The following is a 16,815-nucleotide window of genomic DNA, read 5'->3' on the forward strand; positions in this document are numbered from 1 at the left end:
CAAAATATTCCGGAAGGGATCCCCGATGGCCGCTGCGCAAAAACGAGCAACCCGTCCGGCGGCGTCGAACGCTGCCGCCTGGCGCGAGGCAGCCCCGGCGCCAGTTGTCCTCATCACGGGCCCCGAGGAGTACCTGGGCATCCGGGCCATGGACAACATCCGATCGCAGGTCCGCGCCACCTCTCCCGATGTGGAGGTCAGCCGGGTCGACGCCGCCGCCTACGAGGCCGGAAGCCTTTTGATGCTGGTCAGCCCGTCGCTGTTCGGGGAGAGCAAACTGATTGAGGTCGAAGGCCTCGAATCCATGAATGAGGCTTTCCTGGCCGACGCCCTGGCCTACCTGGGCCATCTGGAACCGGACGCCGTCCTGGTCCTGCGGCATGGCGGGGGACCGCGCGGCAAGAAGCTCCTTGACGCCATCAAAAAAGGCGGCTGGCCCGTGGTGGACTGCCAGCCGCTCAAGAAGGACGCCGACAAGATGGCCTTCGTGTCCGCGGAGTTCAAGGCGGCCGGCCGGCGGATCGAGCAGGACGCGGTCCTTGCCCTGGTCAACGCGGTTGGCGCCAACCTTTCCGAACTGGCCGCTGCCTGCAGCCAGCTGATTTCCGATGCGGGAACCACCGTGACGTCGGAGCTGGTCGACCGGTACTACGGCGGCAGGATCGAGGCGACGGCGTTCAAGGTGGCCGACGCTGCAATGGCCGGAAACGGGCCCCTGGCGCTGTCGACGCTCCGGCATGCCCTTGCCACGGGGGCCGATCCGGTTCCCCTGTTGCGGCCCTGGCAGCCAAACTGCGCACGGTGGCCCGGGTGGCCGGCGCCTCGGGCTCTGCTGCACAGATCGCCGCCGAACTGGGCATGCAGCCGTGGCTGGTGGAGCAGGCGCAGCGTGACGTCCGGCGGTGGACTCCGGAGGGGCTGGTCCGGTCCATCCAGGCCACGGCGGAGGCGGACGCGCAGGTCAAGGGGCTCTCGCGTGACCCGGTGTTCGCCGTCGAGAATGCGGTCCGGATCATCGCAATGTCTGTCCAGGGCCGCTGAGCCCAACCCGCACTTCCACTTAAAGGCGCGTGGCCGGTACCCGAGGGTACCGGCCACGATCATCAGTTCGGGGAACTGGAAACCTTACAGTGCGTTGACCTTCTTGGAGATCGCCGACTTGCGGTTTGCTGCGTTGTTCTTGTGCAGAACACCCTTGCTGACAGCCTTGTCCAGCTTGCGGCTGGCAACAACCAGGGCAGCAGTAGCTGCATCCTTGTCCGTGGACTCAACGGCGGTGTTGACGGCGCGGATGGCCGTCTTCAGCTCGGACTTGACTGCGTTGTTGCGCAGGCGTGCCTTCTCGTTGGTGAGGATGCGCTTCTTCTGGGACTTGATATTCGCCACGTGTGAACTCTTTCTTTAATGCGGAAATGGTCTAGAGGGCTTTCAGGCTGGCCATTGACTGAGCGGCGTGGGGATACCTATGGCGGCCAACCATCAGTGGCCGTCGACCTGCACGGACACACAGCTATAAAGAATAGCAGGTCAGCCGCCCGGCTGGCCATTCACGGCCTACGTCCAGCCGTGTCGCGCGCGGAGCCCTGCGGCCACGGCGTCAAAGCGCTTGCGGTCCAGCACGGCGCCCTCCCGGCGGATGTCCGCCGGCCTGATCTGCAGGACCCGATCCAGCCGGGCCTCGCTGGGTCTTCCCTGGCGGTCCCAGCCCCCAATGCCCAGGTCAACATAGTCGGAGGAGGCGGATGCTGCGGGCACCCGGTCCCTGCTGGTGAGCATCAGTCCCAGCAGGTACTGTCCGCCGCGTCCCACCAGCAGGACCGGGCGGTCCTTCCCGCGGGAGTGGTCCTCCTGGTACGGCACCCAGGCCCACACCACCTCGCCGGGTCCGGATCGCCGTCGGGTCTGGGCGCATAGCTGACGGTGGAACGCCCCCGGAAATCCCCCGGGTAGCGGCTTGTGCCGGCAGGGGCAGCAGGCCCCCGGGCGTGGGAACGGGACGGCGCCCGATTCCGGGACGAAGCGGGGCCGTTCGCCCGCAGCAGGCGAAGACCGCTCCGGACGGCGTTCCCCAGGGAACGGAGACTGAAAGGCATTCCGCCACCTTACCGCCGGGCCCTGCTGCGGACATGACTGCAAACCCCGGCGGGATGCGGTGCCACGCGCCCGGACGTGGGACACTTGAAGTTGACGATGTGCGGCTGGACCGCGGGAACCTTATCAAGGGTGCACCCGGCGGCAGCCGCGGAAATGCCAACAGTAAGGACCCCTGCGTGTCTCCCATGGCCCGCACCGCCCCGGTGCCCGCCGCGACAGATCCGGCCATCATTCGGAATTTCTGCATCATCGCGCACATTGACCACGGCAAGTCCACCCTGGCTGACCGCATGCTGCAGTCCACCGGAGTGGTGCAGGCACGCGACATGAAGGCCCAGTACCTGGACCGCATGGACATCGAGCGTGAACGCGGCATCACCATCAAGTCCCAGGCCGTCCGCATGCCCTGGGAAGTCGACGGCGTCAGTTACGCACTGAACATGATCGACACCCCCGGCCACGTGGACTTCACCTATGAAGTGTCCCGGTCGCTGGCAGCGTGCGAAGGCGCCGTCCTGCTGGTGGACGCCGCGCAGGGCATCGAGGCGCAGACCCTCGCCAACCTGTACCTGGCGATGGAAAACGACCTCACCATCATTCCGGTGCTCAACAAGATCGACCTTCCGGCGGCGCAGCCGGAGAAGTACGCGGCGGAACTGGCGAACCTCATCGGCGGCGATCCGGAGGACGTCCTGCTGGTTTCGGGCAAGACCGGCGTGGGCGTGGAGGCCCTGCTGGACAAGATCGTCACCGACCTCCCGGCGCCCGTGGGTGACGCCAACGCCCCAGCCCGCGCCATGATCTTCGACTCCGTCTACGACACGTACCGCGGCGTGGTCACCTACGTGCGGGTGGTGGACGGCATGCTGCATCCGCGCGAACGCATCCAGATGATGTCCACCAAGGCCTCGCACGAACTCCTGGAGATCGGCGTCAGCTCACCCGAACCCACGCCTTCCAAGGGCCTCGGCGTCGGTGAGGTGGGCTACCTCATCACCGGTGTGAAGGACGTCCGCCAGTCCAAGGTCGGTGACACTGTCACCAACCTGGCCAAACCGGCGTCGGAATCCCTCAGCGGCTACGCGGATCCCAAGCCCATGGTGTTCTCCGGCCTCTACCCGCTGGACGGAACCGATTATCCGGTGCTCCGCGATGCCCTGGACAAGCTCAAGCTCAACGACGCCGCACTGGTCTACGAGCCGGAAACCTCCGCCGCCCTGGGCTTCGGCTTCCGCGTGGGCTTCCTTGGCCTGCTGCACCTCGAGATCGTCCGGGAACGCCTGGAGCGTGAATTCAACCTGGACCTCATTTCCACGGCACCGAACGTGGTGTACGAGGTGACCCTTGAGGACAAGTCCGTCCTGACCGTCACCAACCCCAGCGAGTTCCCGGCGGGCAAGATCCGGGAAGTCCGGGAGCCCATGGTGTCTGCCACCATCCTTGCCCCGAACGAGTTCGTCGGGGCAATCATGGAGCTCTGCCAGGGCCGCCGCGGTCAGATGAAGGGCATGGACTACCTCTCCGAGGACCGCGTGGAACTGCGGTACTGGATCCCGCTGGCCGAGATCGTCTTCGACTTCTTCGACATCCTCAAGTCCAAGACCCGCGGCTACGCGTCGCTGGACTGGAAGGCCGACGGCGAGCAGGTGGCCGACCTGGTCAAGGTGGACATCCTGCTCCAGGGCGAACAGGTGGACGCCTTCAGTGCCATCACGCACAAGGACAAGGCTTATGCGTACGGCGTGATGATGACCGGCAAGCTGCGTGAGCTCATTCCGAGGCAGCAGTTCGAGGTGCCCATCCAGGCGGCCATCGGATCCCGGATCATCGCCCGCGAAAGCATCCGCGCGATCCGCAAGGACGTCCTCGCCAAGTGCTACGGCGGTGACATCTCGCGTAAGCGCAAGCTGCTGGAAAAGCAGAAGGAAGGCAAGAAGCGCATGAAGATGGTGGGCCGCGTGGAGGTTCCGCAGGAGGCCTTCATCGCCGCGCTGACCACCGACGAGTCCAAGGACAAGGCCAAGAAGTAGTGATGACAGTGGCCGCATCCATCCAGCGCCGCAGCGATGCCTAGCGTTCTTCCTTTGGGCGACCCCGCGCCGCCGGACGGCCTGCTGCCCGCACAGTCGGCCCAGGGCGCGGGCAACCGTGCCTTCGGGCTGTATGTCCACATTCCCTTCTGCGCCGTGCGCTGCGGGTACTGCGACTTCAACACCTACACCGCCACCGAGCTCGGCGGCGGTGCGTCGCAGGACGCCTATGCCGGCACGGCCGCTTCCGAGGTGGCGTTTGCCGCCCGGGTGCTCGCCGGATCCGGGGTTCCGGCGCGGAAGCTCAGCACCGTTTTCTTCGGCGGCGGGACGCCCACCCTTCTTCCCGCAGACGATCTCGCCCTGATCCTTCGGGCGGCAGTCGACGAGTGGGGCATCGAGGACGGGGCGGAGGTCACCACCGAAGCCAATCCGGACTCCGTCACTCCCGAGTCCCTCGCTGTGCTCAAGGCAGCGGGTTTCACCCGGGTTTCCTTTGGCATGCAGTCCGCGGTTCCGCACGTCCTGAAGGTCCTGGACCGGACGCATACCCCGAGCAGGGTTCCGCAGGTGGTGCAGTGGGCCCGGGAGGCCGGACTGGCCGTCAGCCTGGACCTGATCTACGGCACGCCGGGCGAATCCCTGGACGACTGGCGGTACTCCCTGGAGACTGCCCTGTCTTACGAGCCCGACCACATCAGCGCCTACGCGCTGATCGTGGAGGACGGCACCAAGCTCGCCGCGCAGATGCGCCGCGGGGAGGTTCCGGGTATCGACGACGACGACCACGCCGACAAGTACGAGCTCGCCGACCAGCTGATCTCTGCGGCCGGGCTGGGCTGGTACGAGGTCAGCAACTGGGCCCGCACCCCGGAACAGGCGTGCCGCCACAACCTCGCCTACTGGCGGGGGACGACTGGTGGGGGATCGGACCGGGTGCGCACTCCCACGTGGGCGGCGTCCGGTGGTGGAACGTCAAGCATCCCACCGCCTACGCCGGCCGCCTTGCCCAGGGAGCCTCACCGGCTGCCGGGCGGGAAACCCTGGACGGGGAAACCCGGACTGTTGAACGCATCATGCTGGAGGCGCGCCTCCAGGCAGGCCTCGAAGTGGCCACCCTGAGCGCTGTTGGACGCCATGAGGTGGCGGGGCTGATCGCCGACGGCCTGGTGGACCCGGCCGCGGCATTCCGCGGGAGGCTGGTCCTCACCCTGAAGGGGCGCCTGCTCGCCGACGCGGTGGTCCGCCGGATCCTCCCGGACTGACAGCTGGCGGGGCCCCGGCGCGAGCTTGCGAGTGCTGGGAGCCGGTGGGGACTACTTGATCCAGCGCAGGTTGTACTGGTACCGGTGCGGCTGGCCCTTGTTCACATGGATGCCGGCCGCCACCGAGAAGCACGTCAGGGCGATCCAGATCAGCGTGGCGATGACGGCGAAGATGTTGCCGATCACGGGGATGAACACCAGGATGTTCGCCACCACGGCCGCGATGGTGGGCGGCAGGCTGAAGTTCAGCGCTTCCTTGGATTCCTGCGCCGTAAACGGACCGCGGTCGCGGAAGATCAGGAAGATCAGGAGCGCAGGGACACAGCCGAGGATCCCGCCGAAGTGCGCCAGCGTGGCCCACTGCCGGTCCTCGCCTGCCGTCAGGGGCAGCGCGTTCGCCGGGACGCCATGATATTCGGAGCGGCCTGCGCCGCCCTGGCTGTCCCTGTGATCACGGGTGTTTTCTGCCACAGTCTGTTTCCTTCGAGAGTGCAAATAGTGCCAAATGCCGGTATTGCCTTGCTGCGGCCGCGAACAGCGCCGCAGGACCCGCAGTACCAAGAATACTGGCTATCCGGGACGTGGCTCCCCAATCAGGGCACCGTGAGGAAGTCGATCACTTCCTCAACCCGGCCCAGCAGCGACGCCTCAAGGTCAGCGTAGCTGCGGACGGCGCCCAGCAGCTTCTGCCACCCCAGCCCGATGTCCTCCTTTGTGGCGTGCGGCCATCCGAAGGCCGCCAGCACGCCGGTCTTCCAGTCCTGGCCGCGGGGCACTACCGGCCACTGCTCGATTCCCAGCACAGCGGGCCTGATGGCCTGCCACACATCCACGTACGGGTGGCCCACGATCAGCACATTCCCTGCAGCCCCGGGCGACGCCATCACGGCGTCGGCGATGCGGGACTCCTTCGAGTCCGGCACCAGGTGGTCCACGAGCACGCCGAGCCGCCGTCCCGGGCCGGGCCGGAAATCCGCCACCGCCCCGGCGAGGTCGTCAATGCCGTGCAGCGGCTCGACGACGATGCCCTCCACCCGTAGGTCGTCGCCCCAGACCTTTTCCACCAGTTCGGCGTCGTGCTTGCCCTCCACCCAGATCCGGCTGGCTTTGGCCACCTGGGCCCGCTGGCCGGTGACCTTGACCGAGCCCGACGCCGTCCTGCCGGCACCGCTGCCGGCGGCGGCGCGTGGTGCCGGCGGCATCAGCCGGATGGCCCGGCCCTCCAGGAGGAAACCGAATCCGAGCCGGAACGTCCGCGACTTTCCCCGCCGGTCCTCCAGCGCCACCACGTGCATGCCGCCGGACTTTTCCACCCGGGTCACGGCGCCGACCCACCCGGACTGGACGTCCTCAAGGACCATGCCGCGTTCAACGGGGATTTCGGGCAGTTGGGTGCGGACGGGGCCGGACATCTCCCGGGGCCCCCAGTTCTGGTAATCCATGGATCGACTCCGCCTAGCGCTAGATCAGTGCCGCCGGAATTTCGCCCGGAGCGGTACCAATGCTAACAACGGGCCAAGGCATAATAGACTGTTAGCACTTGGGCATGTCGAGTGCTAACCCCTGATGGTTTGCCCTGATGTTGTTGCACGGGGCGGCGCTGCCGCCCGACCCTGGATGGAGGTGGAGTGTGAGCGAGCCACGCAGACTGGAAGTGCTGCGGGCAATCGTGGAGGACTACGTCCACTCCCGCGAGCCCGTTGGTTCGAAGGCGTTGGTGGAGAGGCATCATCTCGGCGTATCCAGTGCAACAATCCGCAACGACATGGCAGCGCTTGAAGACGAAGGGCTCATCACCGCTCCGCACACCAGTGCAGGCAGGATACCCACGGACAAGGGTTACCGCCTGTTCGTTGACCAGATCTCGGCCGTGAAGCCCCTTTCCCAGGCTGAACGGCGCGCCATCCAGTCGCTGCTGGAAGGTGCCGACGACCTCGATGATGTCCTGGACCGCACCGTCCGCCTGCTGTCCCAGCTGACCAACCAGGTGGCGGTGGTCCAGTATCCCCACCTGAGCCGCGCCCTGATCCGGCACATCGAATTCGTCCTGCTGGCACCGCGGAAAGTGCTGGTGGTCCTGATCGCCAACAGCGGCAAGGTGGAACAGCGGGTCATCGACGTCGGCCAGGACCTCGGCGACGACGCCCTCGCCGCGCTCCGGACCCAGTTCCTCGGTTCCCTTGCCGGGACCCCGCTGGGCCAGCTGGGGCAGTCCCTGCCCGGCGTCGTCTCCGCTGTCAGCCCGGCACAGCGGCCGGCCGCCCAGGCGCTGGCCCACGGGCTGGAACTCCTGGCACACAGCAGCCGCGAGGAGCGCATGGTCATGGCGGGCACCGCCAACCTTGCCCGGTCCAACGTGGATTTCCCGCTCAGCATCGGACCTGTGCTGGAAGCCCTGGAGGAACAGGTGGTGATGCTGCGCCTGCTGAGCGAAATGGCGCAGGACCACCGTGGCGTGGCAGTCAGCATCGGGCGGGAGAACCCCTATGACGGCCTTGCCGAAGCCTCCGTGGTGGCTACCGGCTACGGTCCGGACAGCGCGGCAAAAATAGGCGTGCTGGGTCCCACCCGCATGGACTATCCCACCACCATGGCCGCCGTCAGGGCTGTTGCCCGCTACCTGTCCCGGATCCTGGGGCCCTGAGCGGGGTGCCGGCTGCCGTGGCAGCCGGTCCGCGGAAGGACACCCCACTGCATGCAGTACAACAAGGAAGAGATACGAACTTTGAGCAGCCACTACGACGTCCTTGGAGTCTCGCCGGAGGCCACCGGAGAAGAAATCAAGAAGGCCTACCGCAAGCTGGCCCGCACCCTGCACCCGGACGTCAACCCGGGCGAGGAGGCTGCTGACCGCTTCAAGGCAGTAACCCACGCGTACGAAGTCCTCTCGGACCCCCAGAAGCGGCGCGTCTACGACACCACCGGCAACGAGAATGGCACGGACAATGGGTTCGGCGGCGGCAGCTACGCCGGCCAGGGCTTCGCTTTCCAGGACATCTTCGACACCTTTTCGGTGCCGGCGGCTCCGCCGGCCCGGCCTCCCGGGTGCGCCGTGGGCAGGACGCCCTTATCAGCGTCCGGATCGACCTCCGCGACGCCGTCTTCGGCGTCAACAAGAAACTCGAGGTGGACACGGCCGTCACCTGCCCCACCTGCGAAGGCTCCTGCTGCCAGCCCGGCTCGCATCCGGAGCGCTGCGACATCTGCGGCGGCAGCGGCCAGGTCCAGCGGGCGGTCCGCTCCATCCTCGGCCAGGTCATGACGGCTGCCCCCTGCGGCAGCTGCGAAGGATTCGGCACCGTCATTAAAGGATCCCTGCAACGAGTGCAGCGGCCAGGGCCGCATCCGCAGCCGCCGTTCACTGACCATCAAGGTTCCTGCCGGCGTCGCCACCGGAACCCGTATCCAGCTGTCCGGGCAGGGCGAGGCGGGACCCGCCGGCGGACCTTCCGGCGACCTCTACGTGGAGATCCGGGTCAACAACGACCCCACCTACGTCCGGGACGGGGACGACCTCCACGCCACACTGAACATTCCCATGACGGCGGCCGCCCTTGGCACCGAGGTGAACCTGGAGACCTTCGACGGGACCCAGGAGATCGACGTCAAGCCCGGTACACAGTCCGGTGAGATCATCACCCTGCGCGGCTTGGGCGTCACCCACCTGCGCGGGTACGGCCGCGGGGACCTCAAAGTGCACCTGCAGGTGGAGACTCCCGCCAAGCTCGATGCCGCCCAGGAAGACCTGCTGCGGCAGTTGGCCAAGCTCCGGGGCGAGCAGATCACCGAGGGAAAGCTGGCTGCCAGCGGCGGCATGTTCGCCAAGCTTCGGGACCGCCTCGGTAACCTGTAGCGGTGAGCAACCCAGTCTTCTTCACCGCCGCCGGGTCCCTCGACGGAATGGCCCCCGGTGGCCTCTTCGTACTGGAAGGGGCCGAGGCCAGGCACGCCGTTGCCGTCAAGCGCCTTGAAGCGGGTGAGCCGGTCGATATCGTCGACGGCGCCGGCACCAGGATGACCGGGCGGGTCGCCGGTGCTGCCCCGGCGGCACTGGAAGTGGAGTGCACGTCCGTAGCCGTCGAACCGCTGCCGGACGTCCGGCTGGTGCTCGTCCAGGCCCTGGCCAAGGGCGACCGGGACGAACTGGCCATCGAAACGGCCACCGAGCTGGGGATCGACGCCGTGGTCCCGTGGCAGTCCGAACGTTCCATCGTGCGGTGGAAGGGTGACCGCGCAGCGAAAGCCCACGCCAAATGGCAGTCGGTGGTCACCGCCGCCGCCAAGCAGGCACGCCGGTCCTGGGTGCCTGAGGTCCGCCCTGCCGTCGACACTGCGGGGCTGTCCGCAGCCGTCGAGGCCGCGGACCTGGCAGTAATCCTGCACGAGGACGCCGTCCGCCCGTTGCGCAGCGTCCTTGAGGGCTGGCAGGCCGGTGGCGGGGGTGCGGAACCCCGCGAGGTGCTCCTGATCGTCGGACCCGAGGGCGGCATCAGCCCCCGCGAAGTCACCAGGCTCTGCGACAAGGGCGCCGTGACGGCGCTGCTGGGGCACCATGTCCTGCGGTCGTCCACGGCCGGGCCCGCCGCCGTCGTGCTGGCCAGCGACATCCTGGGCCGCTGGGCGGCTACCGCACCTTGAAGGCCCTGGTGTCCTCAAACTGGTCCGGACCGCCGCCGGTTCCGGCCTGCGCCGCCCGCAGCTCGTAGTCACCCGCGGGCATGGTCAGGGCCAGGGTGAAACCCCCGCCTGGCCCTGTTCCGGCGAGGCCGTGGTCTCCCCGGTGAGGAAGGGCTCGGTGCTGCCGTCGGCTCCGGACCGCAGGATCTGCCAGCGGAGCTTTCCGCCGGCGGTTGTGCTTCGTCCGGTGATCTTGACGCTGCCCCCGGGCACCTCCACATTTTCCTGCGGATCTATGATCCAGACGGGCGCCACCAGGCCCGTGCTCCGGGTCATGAGTGCGCCGAGCTGGATGTGGTCGAACGCCATGTAGTCCGTGTGCCCGTCCACCAGGATCCGCACCCGGATCTGCTGCCCGGAATCGATCAGGCCTGAGCTGGCTGCGGCGGCGGTTGCCGTGTACACCAGCTGCTGGATGGCCCGGGCCGCCATGTCCGCATCGAGGTTGCTGTTGAAGGCGTCCTCGGAGACGTCCACGGTGATGACGTCCTTGCCCGAAATGGAGGTGGCGAGCTTGTCCGGGTTCTGCCAGGGCGTGAAAAAGTCGGGGTCGAACGGCTTGTCCGACATCATGGAGCGCAGGGCGCGCGTGACCGGATTTTCCTGGTCCGGGACATCACGGAATTCCCGGTACAGGAAAACGTCGCTGCCGCTGCGCCCAATCCAGTAGACCGGCGCCTTGTTGGAGGACTGGGTGGTTTCCAGCGGCGCACTCGTGGGCGGTGCCTGCGCTGTGCCGGTGGCGATGGGATTGGTGGCCAACGTGCCGGTCGGCGCGGGCCCGGCCTCGGCGATGCAGCCTGTCAGGGCCGGGACAGCTGCCAGGACGCTGGCCAGCAAGAGACCGCGCACGCGGCCCATGGCACGGCCGGCCCTCAGGGGCGCAGCGGTTTCCGGCACGTTCGTCCTGTCCTTTCCTGGCATGGAGGGCCGATCCCCGGGCGGCCTGGGCTTCCAGCTGAAGCTGGATTTCCAGCATGGCACACACCTCCGGGCGTTGCCTCCGCCGGCCCGCCCGCCGGCCGAACTGCAACGGGAACGATATGAGGCCGATATGAAGTTGATACCTAATGACGGAATGCGGTCATCGTTCCCTTCGGGCAGCGGCTTCCCGTATCCGGCGCCGGCGGCTGCTGGCGTAATATGGAAAGACATTCTGAACCGACCTCGAGGGGACCACAGGCCAGCGGGCCATCACTATGACTGAATCAGCGAACGGAAAGCGCCGGTCCGCCGGAGAGGGCAGCAACGGGGAGTTCCCCCATTCGCTGCCAGGCATCCGGACCGAGGTGGTCCTTTTCGACAACTCCGATCAGATGGTCCAGTCGCTTGGCAGCCACGATGAGGCGCTGCGGTACATCGAGGAGCAGTTCCCGGACGTTAACTTCCACGTCCGCGGCAACGAGCTCTCCATCAGCGGACCCACCCACGACGTGCCACGGATCATGCGGTTGCTCCACGAGGTCCGCGGACTCGTGGCACGCGGCACGGTCATCAGCCCCACGGTTCTGCAGCAGCTGGTGGCCCTGCTGCGCACCCAGTCACTGCAGAACCCCGTGGACGTGCTGACCCACGACATCCTCTCCAGCCGGGGCCGGACAATACGCCCGAAAACCCTGAACCAGAAGAACTACGTCGACGCCATCGACGACAACACTGTGATCTTCGGTATCGGGCCCGCCGGCACGGGCAAGACCTACCTGGCCATGGCCAAGGCGGTCCAGGCGCTGCAGCAAAAAGAGGTCAACCGCATCATCCTGACGCGTCCGGCAGTGGAAGCCGGGGAGCGCCTCGGCTTCCTGCCCGGAACCCTCAGCGACAAGATCGATCCGTACCTGCGGCCGCTCTATGACGCCCTGCACGACATGATGGACCCGAATCCATCCCGCGGCTCATGGCGGCCGGAACCATCGAAGTGGCGCCCCTCGCCTACATGCGCGGGCGCACCCTCAACGACGCCTTCATCATCCTCGACGAGGCGCAGAACACCACGCCGGAACAGATGAAGATGTTCCTGACCCGGCTGGGCTTCGGATCCAAGATGGTGGTCACCGGTGACATCACCCAGGTTGACCTTCCGTTCGGCACCCGGTCCGGGCTGCGCATCGTGGAGGAGATCCTGCAGGGCATCGAAGGCGTCAATTTCTCCGTCCTGGACGCCGCCGACGTCGTCCGCCACCGCCTCGTGGGCGATATCGTCAATGCCTACAGCCTCTGGGACGACTCCCAGCGGGCGAGGGCCAAACACACAGCCGCAAGAGAAAAACGGGGGAACACGCTTGAGCATCGAGGTGAACAACGAGTCCGGGGTCCAGGTGGACGAAGCCGAACTCGTTGCACTGTCCCGGTACATCTTTGAACAGCTCTACATCCACCCGCAGGCGGAACTGTCCATCCTGCTGGTGGATGAGCCCGCGATGGAAAAACTGCATCTCGAGCTGATGGACGAGCCCGGTTCCACCGACGTCCTGTCCGTGCCCATGGATGAACTCACCCCCGGAACACCTGACCGGCCCACGCCGCAGGGCATGCTGGGTGACATCGCCATTTGCCCGCAGGTGGCAAAAGTGCAGGCCCGGAACGCAGGCCACCAGCTGCAGGATGAGATGCTGCTGCTGACCACCCACGGCATCCTGCACCTGCTGGGCTACGACCATGCGGAACCCGAGGAGAAAGCCGAAATGTTCGGGCTCCAGCGGGAACTCCTGTCCGGCTTCACCGGCAAAGAAGCACCCGCCGAGACCACCCAGTGACGCCTTTGCTCCTGGTCGCGATGGCCCTGCTCTTCCTGGGCGTCGCGGCGGTGCTGACGGCGGCCGAGGCCGCCTTCAATTTCCTTCCGCGCCATGATGCGGAAGAAGCGCTCCTTCGGAGCCGGGGCAATGCGATGCGCCGAATCCTTGCGGAGCCGGTTGCGCACATCCGCGCGCTGCGGTTCTGGCGGATCTGGTTCGAGATGGCCTCCGCGGTGGCTGTTGCCGTCCTGCTCTACAGCCTGCTGGACAACATCTGGCTCGCCGGACTGGCGGCAACAGGCATCATGGCGCTGCTCGGATTCGTCATCGTGGGCGTGTCGCCCCGCCAGCTGGGACGGCTGCATTCCGCTGCCGTGGTCCGGTTCACGGCCCCTACCATCCGGTTCCTGACCTGGGTCCTGGGCCGATCCCCGGCTGGCTCGTGGCCCTGGGCAGCTCGGCTGCTCCCGGCGCGCCCGGCGGCGATGAGGCCTTCTTCAGCGAGCAGGAGTTCCGTGAACTGGTGGAGCGGGCCAGCGAATCGGACATGATCGAGGACACCGAAGCCGAGATGATCCAATCGGTGTTCGATTTCGGCGACACCCTGGTGCGTGCCGTCATGGTCCCCAGGACGGACATCGTCAGCATCGAATCCGGGTCCAGCCTGCACCAGGCCATGTCCCTGTTCCTCCGCTCCGGATATTCAAGGATCCCGGTCATCGGCGAGGACACGGACCACATCCTCGGCATCATCTACCTGAAGGACGTTGCCGCCGCCGTCCATGAACTTGCGCCGGACGCGGAACCGCCCCTGGTGGATTCGCTGGCCCGCGAGGTCCGGTACGTCCCCGAATCCAAGCCCGTGAGCGACCTCCTGCGTGAACTGCAGAAGGAATCCACCCATGTCGCCATCGTCATCGACGAATACGGCGGCACCGCCGGCCTGGTCACCCTCGAGGACCTGATCGAGGAAATCGTGGGCGAAATCGTGGACGAGTACGACACCGAAAGCGCGGAAGCCGTTGAGCTTGGTGACGGTTCCTACCGCGTCAGCGCACGGATGAGCATCGATGACCTGGGCGAGCTCTTCGACATCGAGCTTGACGACGACGAAGTGGACACTGTGGGCGGCCTCCTTGCCAAGGCGCTTGGCCGGGTTCCCATCGTGGGAAGCCACGTTGAAGTCCACGGCGTTTCGCTCCGGGCCGACCGCCTGGAAGGCCGGCGCAACCGCGTCAGCCACATCATTGCGGCTCCGGTGCCAAGAGTAGACACTGACTTTGAAGACCTCCTCGAAGAGGCGGACACAACCCAGCAGGGAGTTCCACGTGAGCAAGAAAAATAAGGCGGCACCGGCGGAAGACTTCGGCGGCTTCCACGCAGGATTCTCGGTCCTGGTGGGCCGGCCCAATGCCGGCAAGTCCACCCTGACGAACGCCCTGGTGGGGAAGAAAGTGGCCATCACCTCCGCGAAGCCGCAAACCACCCGGCACACCATCCGCGGCATCGTCCACCGGGACGACGCCCAGCTGATCCTGGTGGACACCCCGGGCCTGCACCGCCCGCGAACCCTCCTCGGAAAGCGCCTGAACGACCTCGTGGCGGACACCCTCGCAGAGGTTGACGCCATCGGATTCTGCCTGCCGGCCAACGAAAAGATCGGGCCAGGCGACAAATTCATCGCCGCCCAGCTCGCGGCGGTGGGCCGCAAGCCCGTCATCGCCATCGTCACCAAGGCGGACCTGGTGGACCGCCAGGCACTGACCGAGCAGCTCCTCGCGGTGGCGGAGCTGGGCCGGGAAGTCCTGGGGGAGGAGGGCTGGAAGGACATCGTGCCGGTCTCCGCCACGGACGGTTTCCAGGTGGATACGGTTGCCGATGTCCTGATCAACCACATGCCGCCGTCGCCCCCGCTGTATCCCGATGGCGAGCTCACGGACGAACCGGAAGCGGTGATGGTGGCCGAACTCATACGGGAGGCCGCGCTCGAGGGCGTGCGGGACGAGTTGCCGCACTCCCTGGCCGTGGTGGTCGAAGAGATCGTCCCGCGGGAGGACCGGCCTGACGACAACCCGCTCCTGGATGTGCGGGTCAACCTGTATGTGGAGCGCCCTTCCCAGAAGGCCATCATCATCGGCAAGGGCGGCAGCAGGCTTCGCGAGGTGGGCACCAATGCGCGCAAGGGCATCGAGGCCCTGCTCGGCACGCGAATCTACCTTGACCTGCACGTCAAGGTGGCCAAGGACTGGCAGCGCGACCCGAAGCAGCTGGTCAAACTCGGATTCTGATCCGCCTGTGCGGCCGTTGCCGGGCGGGCGCCCGGCATTCTCCCAGACTGGACCACTAAAATGGACCGGATTTTGATTTTAGAGGAAGGTTCACCACGTGGTTCGAGGCCGCGATATACGCGACAACGAAGCTGATGTGCCAGCCGGAACAGGGCCGGTATCCCGGCACGCGCACGACAGCGCCCTGGGGACGGCGCGGCATCTGGGCCCCTTCCGCGGCATGCCCGTCTGGCTCAAGATCGTCACGGGCGTCCTGTCCCTGGCCATTATTGGCGGCCTGGCTTTCGCCGGGTTCTGGTACCTGCGCCTGCAGAACAATATTTCCAAGGCTCCATTGAATGCCGGCGGAGGCAACAGCGAGACGGTCAGCGACGCGACGGGCAGGATGCAGATCCTCATCCTGGGCTCGGACACGCGCGACGGCAAGAACGCCGAGTACGGCACGGCCGACGACTCCAAGGGCTATGGCAAGTCGGACGTCATGATGCTTATGGACATCTCCGAGGACAACAAACGCGTGAGCGTCATCAGTTTCCCCCGCGACCTGCTGGTGGACATTCCCCAGTGCAAGGACGAGAAGACCGGCCAGGAGTACCCTGCCCGCAGCGGCATCATGATCAACGAGGCCATGGCGGAAGCCGGCATCGGCTGTGCCGTGGACACGGTCAACAGGATCACCGGCCTGGAAGTGGACCACTTCATGATGGCCGACTTCAACGCCGTGAAGGAACTGTCCAACGCTGTGGGCGGCGTGGAAGTCTGCATCAGCGACGCCGTGTACGACCCCGATTCACGGCTGCGGCTGCCTGCCGGCACCTCGATGGTCCAGGGCGAGCAGGCACTCGCCTTCCTGCGGACCCGGCATGCCTTCGCCGATGGCGGGGACCTGGGCCGGATCAAGGCGCAACAGGGATTCCTATCGTCGCTGACCCGCAAGATCAAGGACGACGGCACCCTGTCCGATCCAGGCAAGATGCTGAAGATCGCCGACGTCGTCACCCAGAACCTGACGGTGGATGAAGGGCTGGCCTCCGTTCCCACCCTGCTGACCATCGGCAACCGGCTCAAGGACATCGACATCAGCAAGGTGGCGTTCGTCGCCGTCCCCACCACCCCGGCGGACGTTGACCCGAACAGGCTCCAGATCGCCGAGCCTGCCGGCTCCCAGCTCTTCGCGGCCCTCCGGCAGGACGTTGACCTGACCGATCCCACCGCGCCCGCCACCCCCGCGCCCGGGGAAACTGCCCCGCCGTCGCCCGCCCACCGAAACGGTTCCGGCGCCGCCCGCCTACGACAAGGCCCTGCAGCCGGTGACGGTGGCCAACGGCAGCGGCGTGCCCGGCCGTGCGCAGGAAATCGTGCAGGCCCTGGTCTCCGGCGGATTTACCCAGGCCGCCCAGTTCGAAAGCACAGCCGTGGAGCAATCCGTGGTCTACTACGGTTCCGACTTCGCCGATGTTGCCGCCGACGTCGCGGCACTGCTGGGCATCCCCGCGGGCCAGCTGGTTCCCGCCCCCGGCGTCTCAGGAGTGCAGGTCTACCTCGGCACGGACTTCGCCTCGGGCACCACCTACGGGACCGGGGCAGGGGCCGCCCTGCCCGAGGATATCGTGAACCAGACGGCCGGCGACGCCACATGCCAGCAGGCCAACCCGTACCTGATCGTCCAGGAGTAGAGCGTCCGCGAACCGAAAGCGGGGCGCCACCCCAAAGGGTGGCGCCCCGC

Annotated in this window: 8 protein-coding genes and 8 pseudogenes; 11 read left to right on the forward strand and 5 right to left on the reverse strand. The window is 66.7% G+C overall.

Annotated features, from left to right (window positions below):
* The first annotated feature begins 25 nt into the window (after positions 1 to 25).
* Positions 26 to 1,041 (forward strand): annotated as a pseudogene (holA, locus tag ACPEE0_RS09400) (DNA polymerase III subunit delta).
* A gap of 84 nt (positions 1,042 to 1,125) precedes the next feature.
* Here holA and rpsT read toward each other — a convergent pair.
* Together rpsT and ACPEE0_RS09410 are read right to left on the reverse strand one after the other, a co-directional pair.
* On the reverse strand, positions 1,126 to 1,386 hold the full coding sequence (gene rpsT / locus ACPEE0_RS09405) for a 30S ribosomal protein S20 (protein WP_009358808.1): 261 nt from the start codon (positions 1,384 to 1,386) through the stop codon (positions 1,126 to 1,128).
* Positions 1,387 to 1,554: 168 nt separating this feature from the next.
* A pseudogene (locus tag ACPEE0_RS09410) lies at positions 1,555 to 2,093 on the reverse strand (type II toxin-antitoxin system PemK/MazF family toxin).
* A 177-nt stretch (positions 2,094 to 2,270) separates the two neighbouring features.
* Here ACPEE0_RS09410 and lepA point away from each other — a divergent pair.
* Together lepA and hemW are read left to right on the forward strand one after the other, a co-directional pair.
* Positions 2,271 to 4,124, forward strand: a complete 1,854-nt coding sequence (gene lepA / locus ACPEE0_RS09415) for a translation elongation factor 4 (RefSeq protein ID WP_009358806.1) — start codon at positions 2,271 to 2,273, stop codon at positions 4,122 to 4,124.
* Between the two features lie 36 nt (positions 4,125 to 4,160).
* Positions 4,161 to 5,389 (forward strand): annotated as a pseudogene (gene hemW / locus ACPEE0_RS09420) (radical SAM family heme chaperone HemW).
* A 51-nt stretch (positions 5,390 to 5,440) separates the two neighbouring features.
* Here the strand turns inward: hemW and ACPEE0_RS09425 are convergent.
* Together ACPEE0_RS09425 and ACPEE0_RS09430 are read right to left on the reverse strand one after the other, a co-directional pair.
* Positions 5,441 to 5,860 carry a DUF4870 domain-containing protein gene (locus ACPEE0_RS09425; protein WP_009358804.1) on the reverse strand — a complete coding sequence of 140 codons (420 nt, stop codon included), beginning with the start codon at positions 5,858 to 5,860 and terminating at the stop codon, positions 5,441 to 5,443.
* Between the two features lie 122 nt (positions 5,861 to 5,982).
* On the reverse strand, positions 5,983 to 6,831 hold the full coding sequence (locus ACPEE0_RS09430) for a DUF3097 domain-containing protein (protein WP_407709480.1): 849 nt from the start codon (positions 6,829 to 6,831) through the stop codon (positions 5,983 to 5,985).
* Between the two features lie 188 nt (positions 6,832 to 7,019).
* Here ACPEE0_RS09430 and hrcA point away from each other — a divergent pair, with 188 nt between their 5' ends.
* The 3 genes and pseudogenes from hrcA (at position 7,020) to ACPEE0_RS09445 (ending at position 10,027) form a co-directional block, all read left to right on the forward strand.
* Entirely contained in the window at positions 7,020 to 8,033 is a 1,014-nt protein-coding gene (gene hrcA / locus ACPEE0_RS09435; RefSeq protein ID WP_133347149.1) for a heat-inducible transcriptional repressor HrcA, read from the forward strand.
* Positions 8,034 to 8,114: 81 nt separating this feature from the next.
* Positions 8,115 to 9,242, forward strand: a pseudogene (dnaJ, locus tag ACPEE0_RS09440) (molecular chaperone DnaJ).
* Between the two features lie 2 nt (positions 9,243 to 9,244).
* Positions 9,245 to 10,027 (forward strand): 16S rRNA (uracil(1498)-N(3))-methyltransferase, encoded by a 783-nt coding sequence (locus ACPEE0_RS09445; RefSeq protein ID WP_133347147.1) that lies wholly within the window; start codon positions 9,245 to 9,247, stop codon positions 10,025 to 10,027.
* Here the strand turns inward: ACPEE0_RS09445 and ACPEE0_RS09450 are convergent.
* Positions 10,014 to 10,927, reverse strand: a pseudogene (locus ACPEE0_RS09450) (GerMN domain-containing protein). The gene ACPEE0_RS09445 and the pseudogene ACPEE0_RS09450 sit on opposite strands and share 14 nt — an antisense overlap.
* Before the next feature lie 338 nt (positions 10,928 to 11,265).
* Here ACPEE0_RS09450 and ACPEE0_RS09455 point away from each other — a divergent pair.
* From ACPEE0_RS09455 to ACPEE0_RS09475, 5 genes and pseudogenes are all read left to right on the forward strand, one after another.
* Positions 11,266 to 12,425, forward strand: a pseudogene (locus ACPEE0_RS09455) (PhoH family protein).
* Positions 12,346 to 12,819, forward strand: coding sequence for an rRNA maturation RNase YbeY (gene ybeY, locus ACPEE0_RS09460; protein ID WP_009358798.1), 474 nt, complete (start codon positions 12,346 to 12,348; stop codon positions 12,817 to 12,819). The pseudogene ACPEE0_RS09455 and the gene ybeY overlap by 80 nt, the downstream one beginning before the upstream one ends.
* Positions 12,816 to 14,146, forward strand: a pseudogene (locus ACPEE0_RS09465) (hemolysin family protein). Before ybeY ends, ACPEE0_RS09465 begins: the two are co-directional and overlap by 4 nt.
* Positions 14,130 to 15,089, forward strand: a complete 960-nt coding sequence (gene era, locus ACPEE0_RS09470; RefSeq protein ID WP_407709478.1) for a GTPase Era — start codon at positions 14,130 to 14,132, stop codon at positions 15,087 to 15,089. Before ACPEE0_RS09465 ends, era begins: the two are co-directional and overlap by 17 nt.
* Before the next feature lie 97 nt (positions 15,090 to 15,186).
* A pseudogene (locus tag ACPEE0_RS09475) lies at positions 15,187 to 16,765 on the forward strand (LCP family protein).
* The last annotated feature ends 50 nt before the right edge of the window (positions 16,766 to 16,815 follow it).

The organism is Arthrobacter sp. SD76 (assembly GCF_049726125.1).
Taxonomy (GTDB): Bacteria; Actinomycetota; Actinomycetes; order Actinomycetales; family Micrococcaceae; genus Arthrobacter; species Arthrobacter nitrophenolicus.

Coding starts and splice junctions, on each gene's coding strand:
- ACPEE0_RS09430 (WP_407709480.1), bottom strand. CDS start 6,831: ATGGATTACCAGAACTGGGGGCCCCGGGAGATGTCCGGCCCCGTCCGC.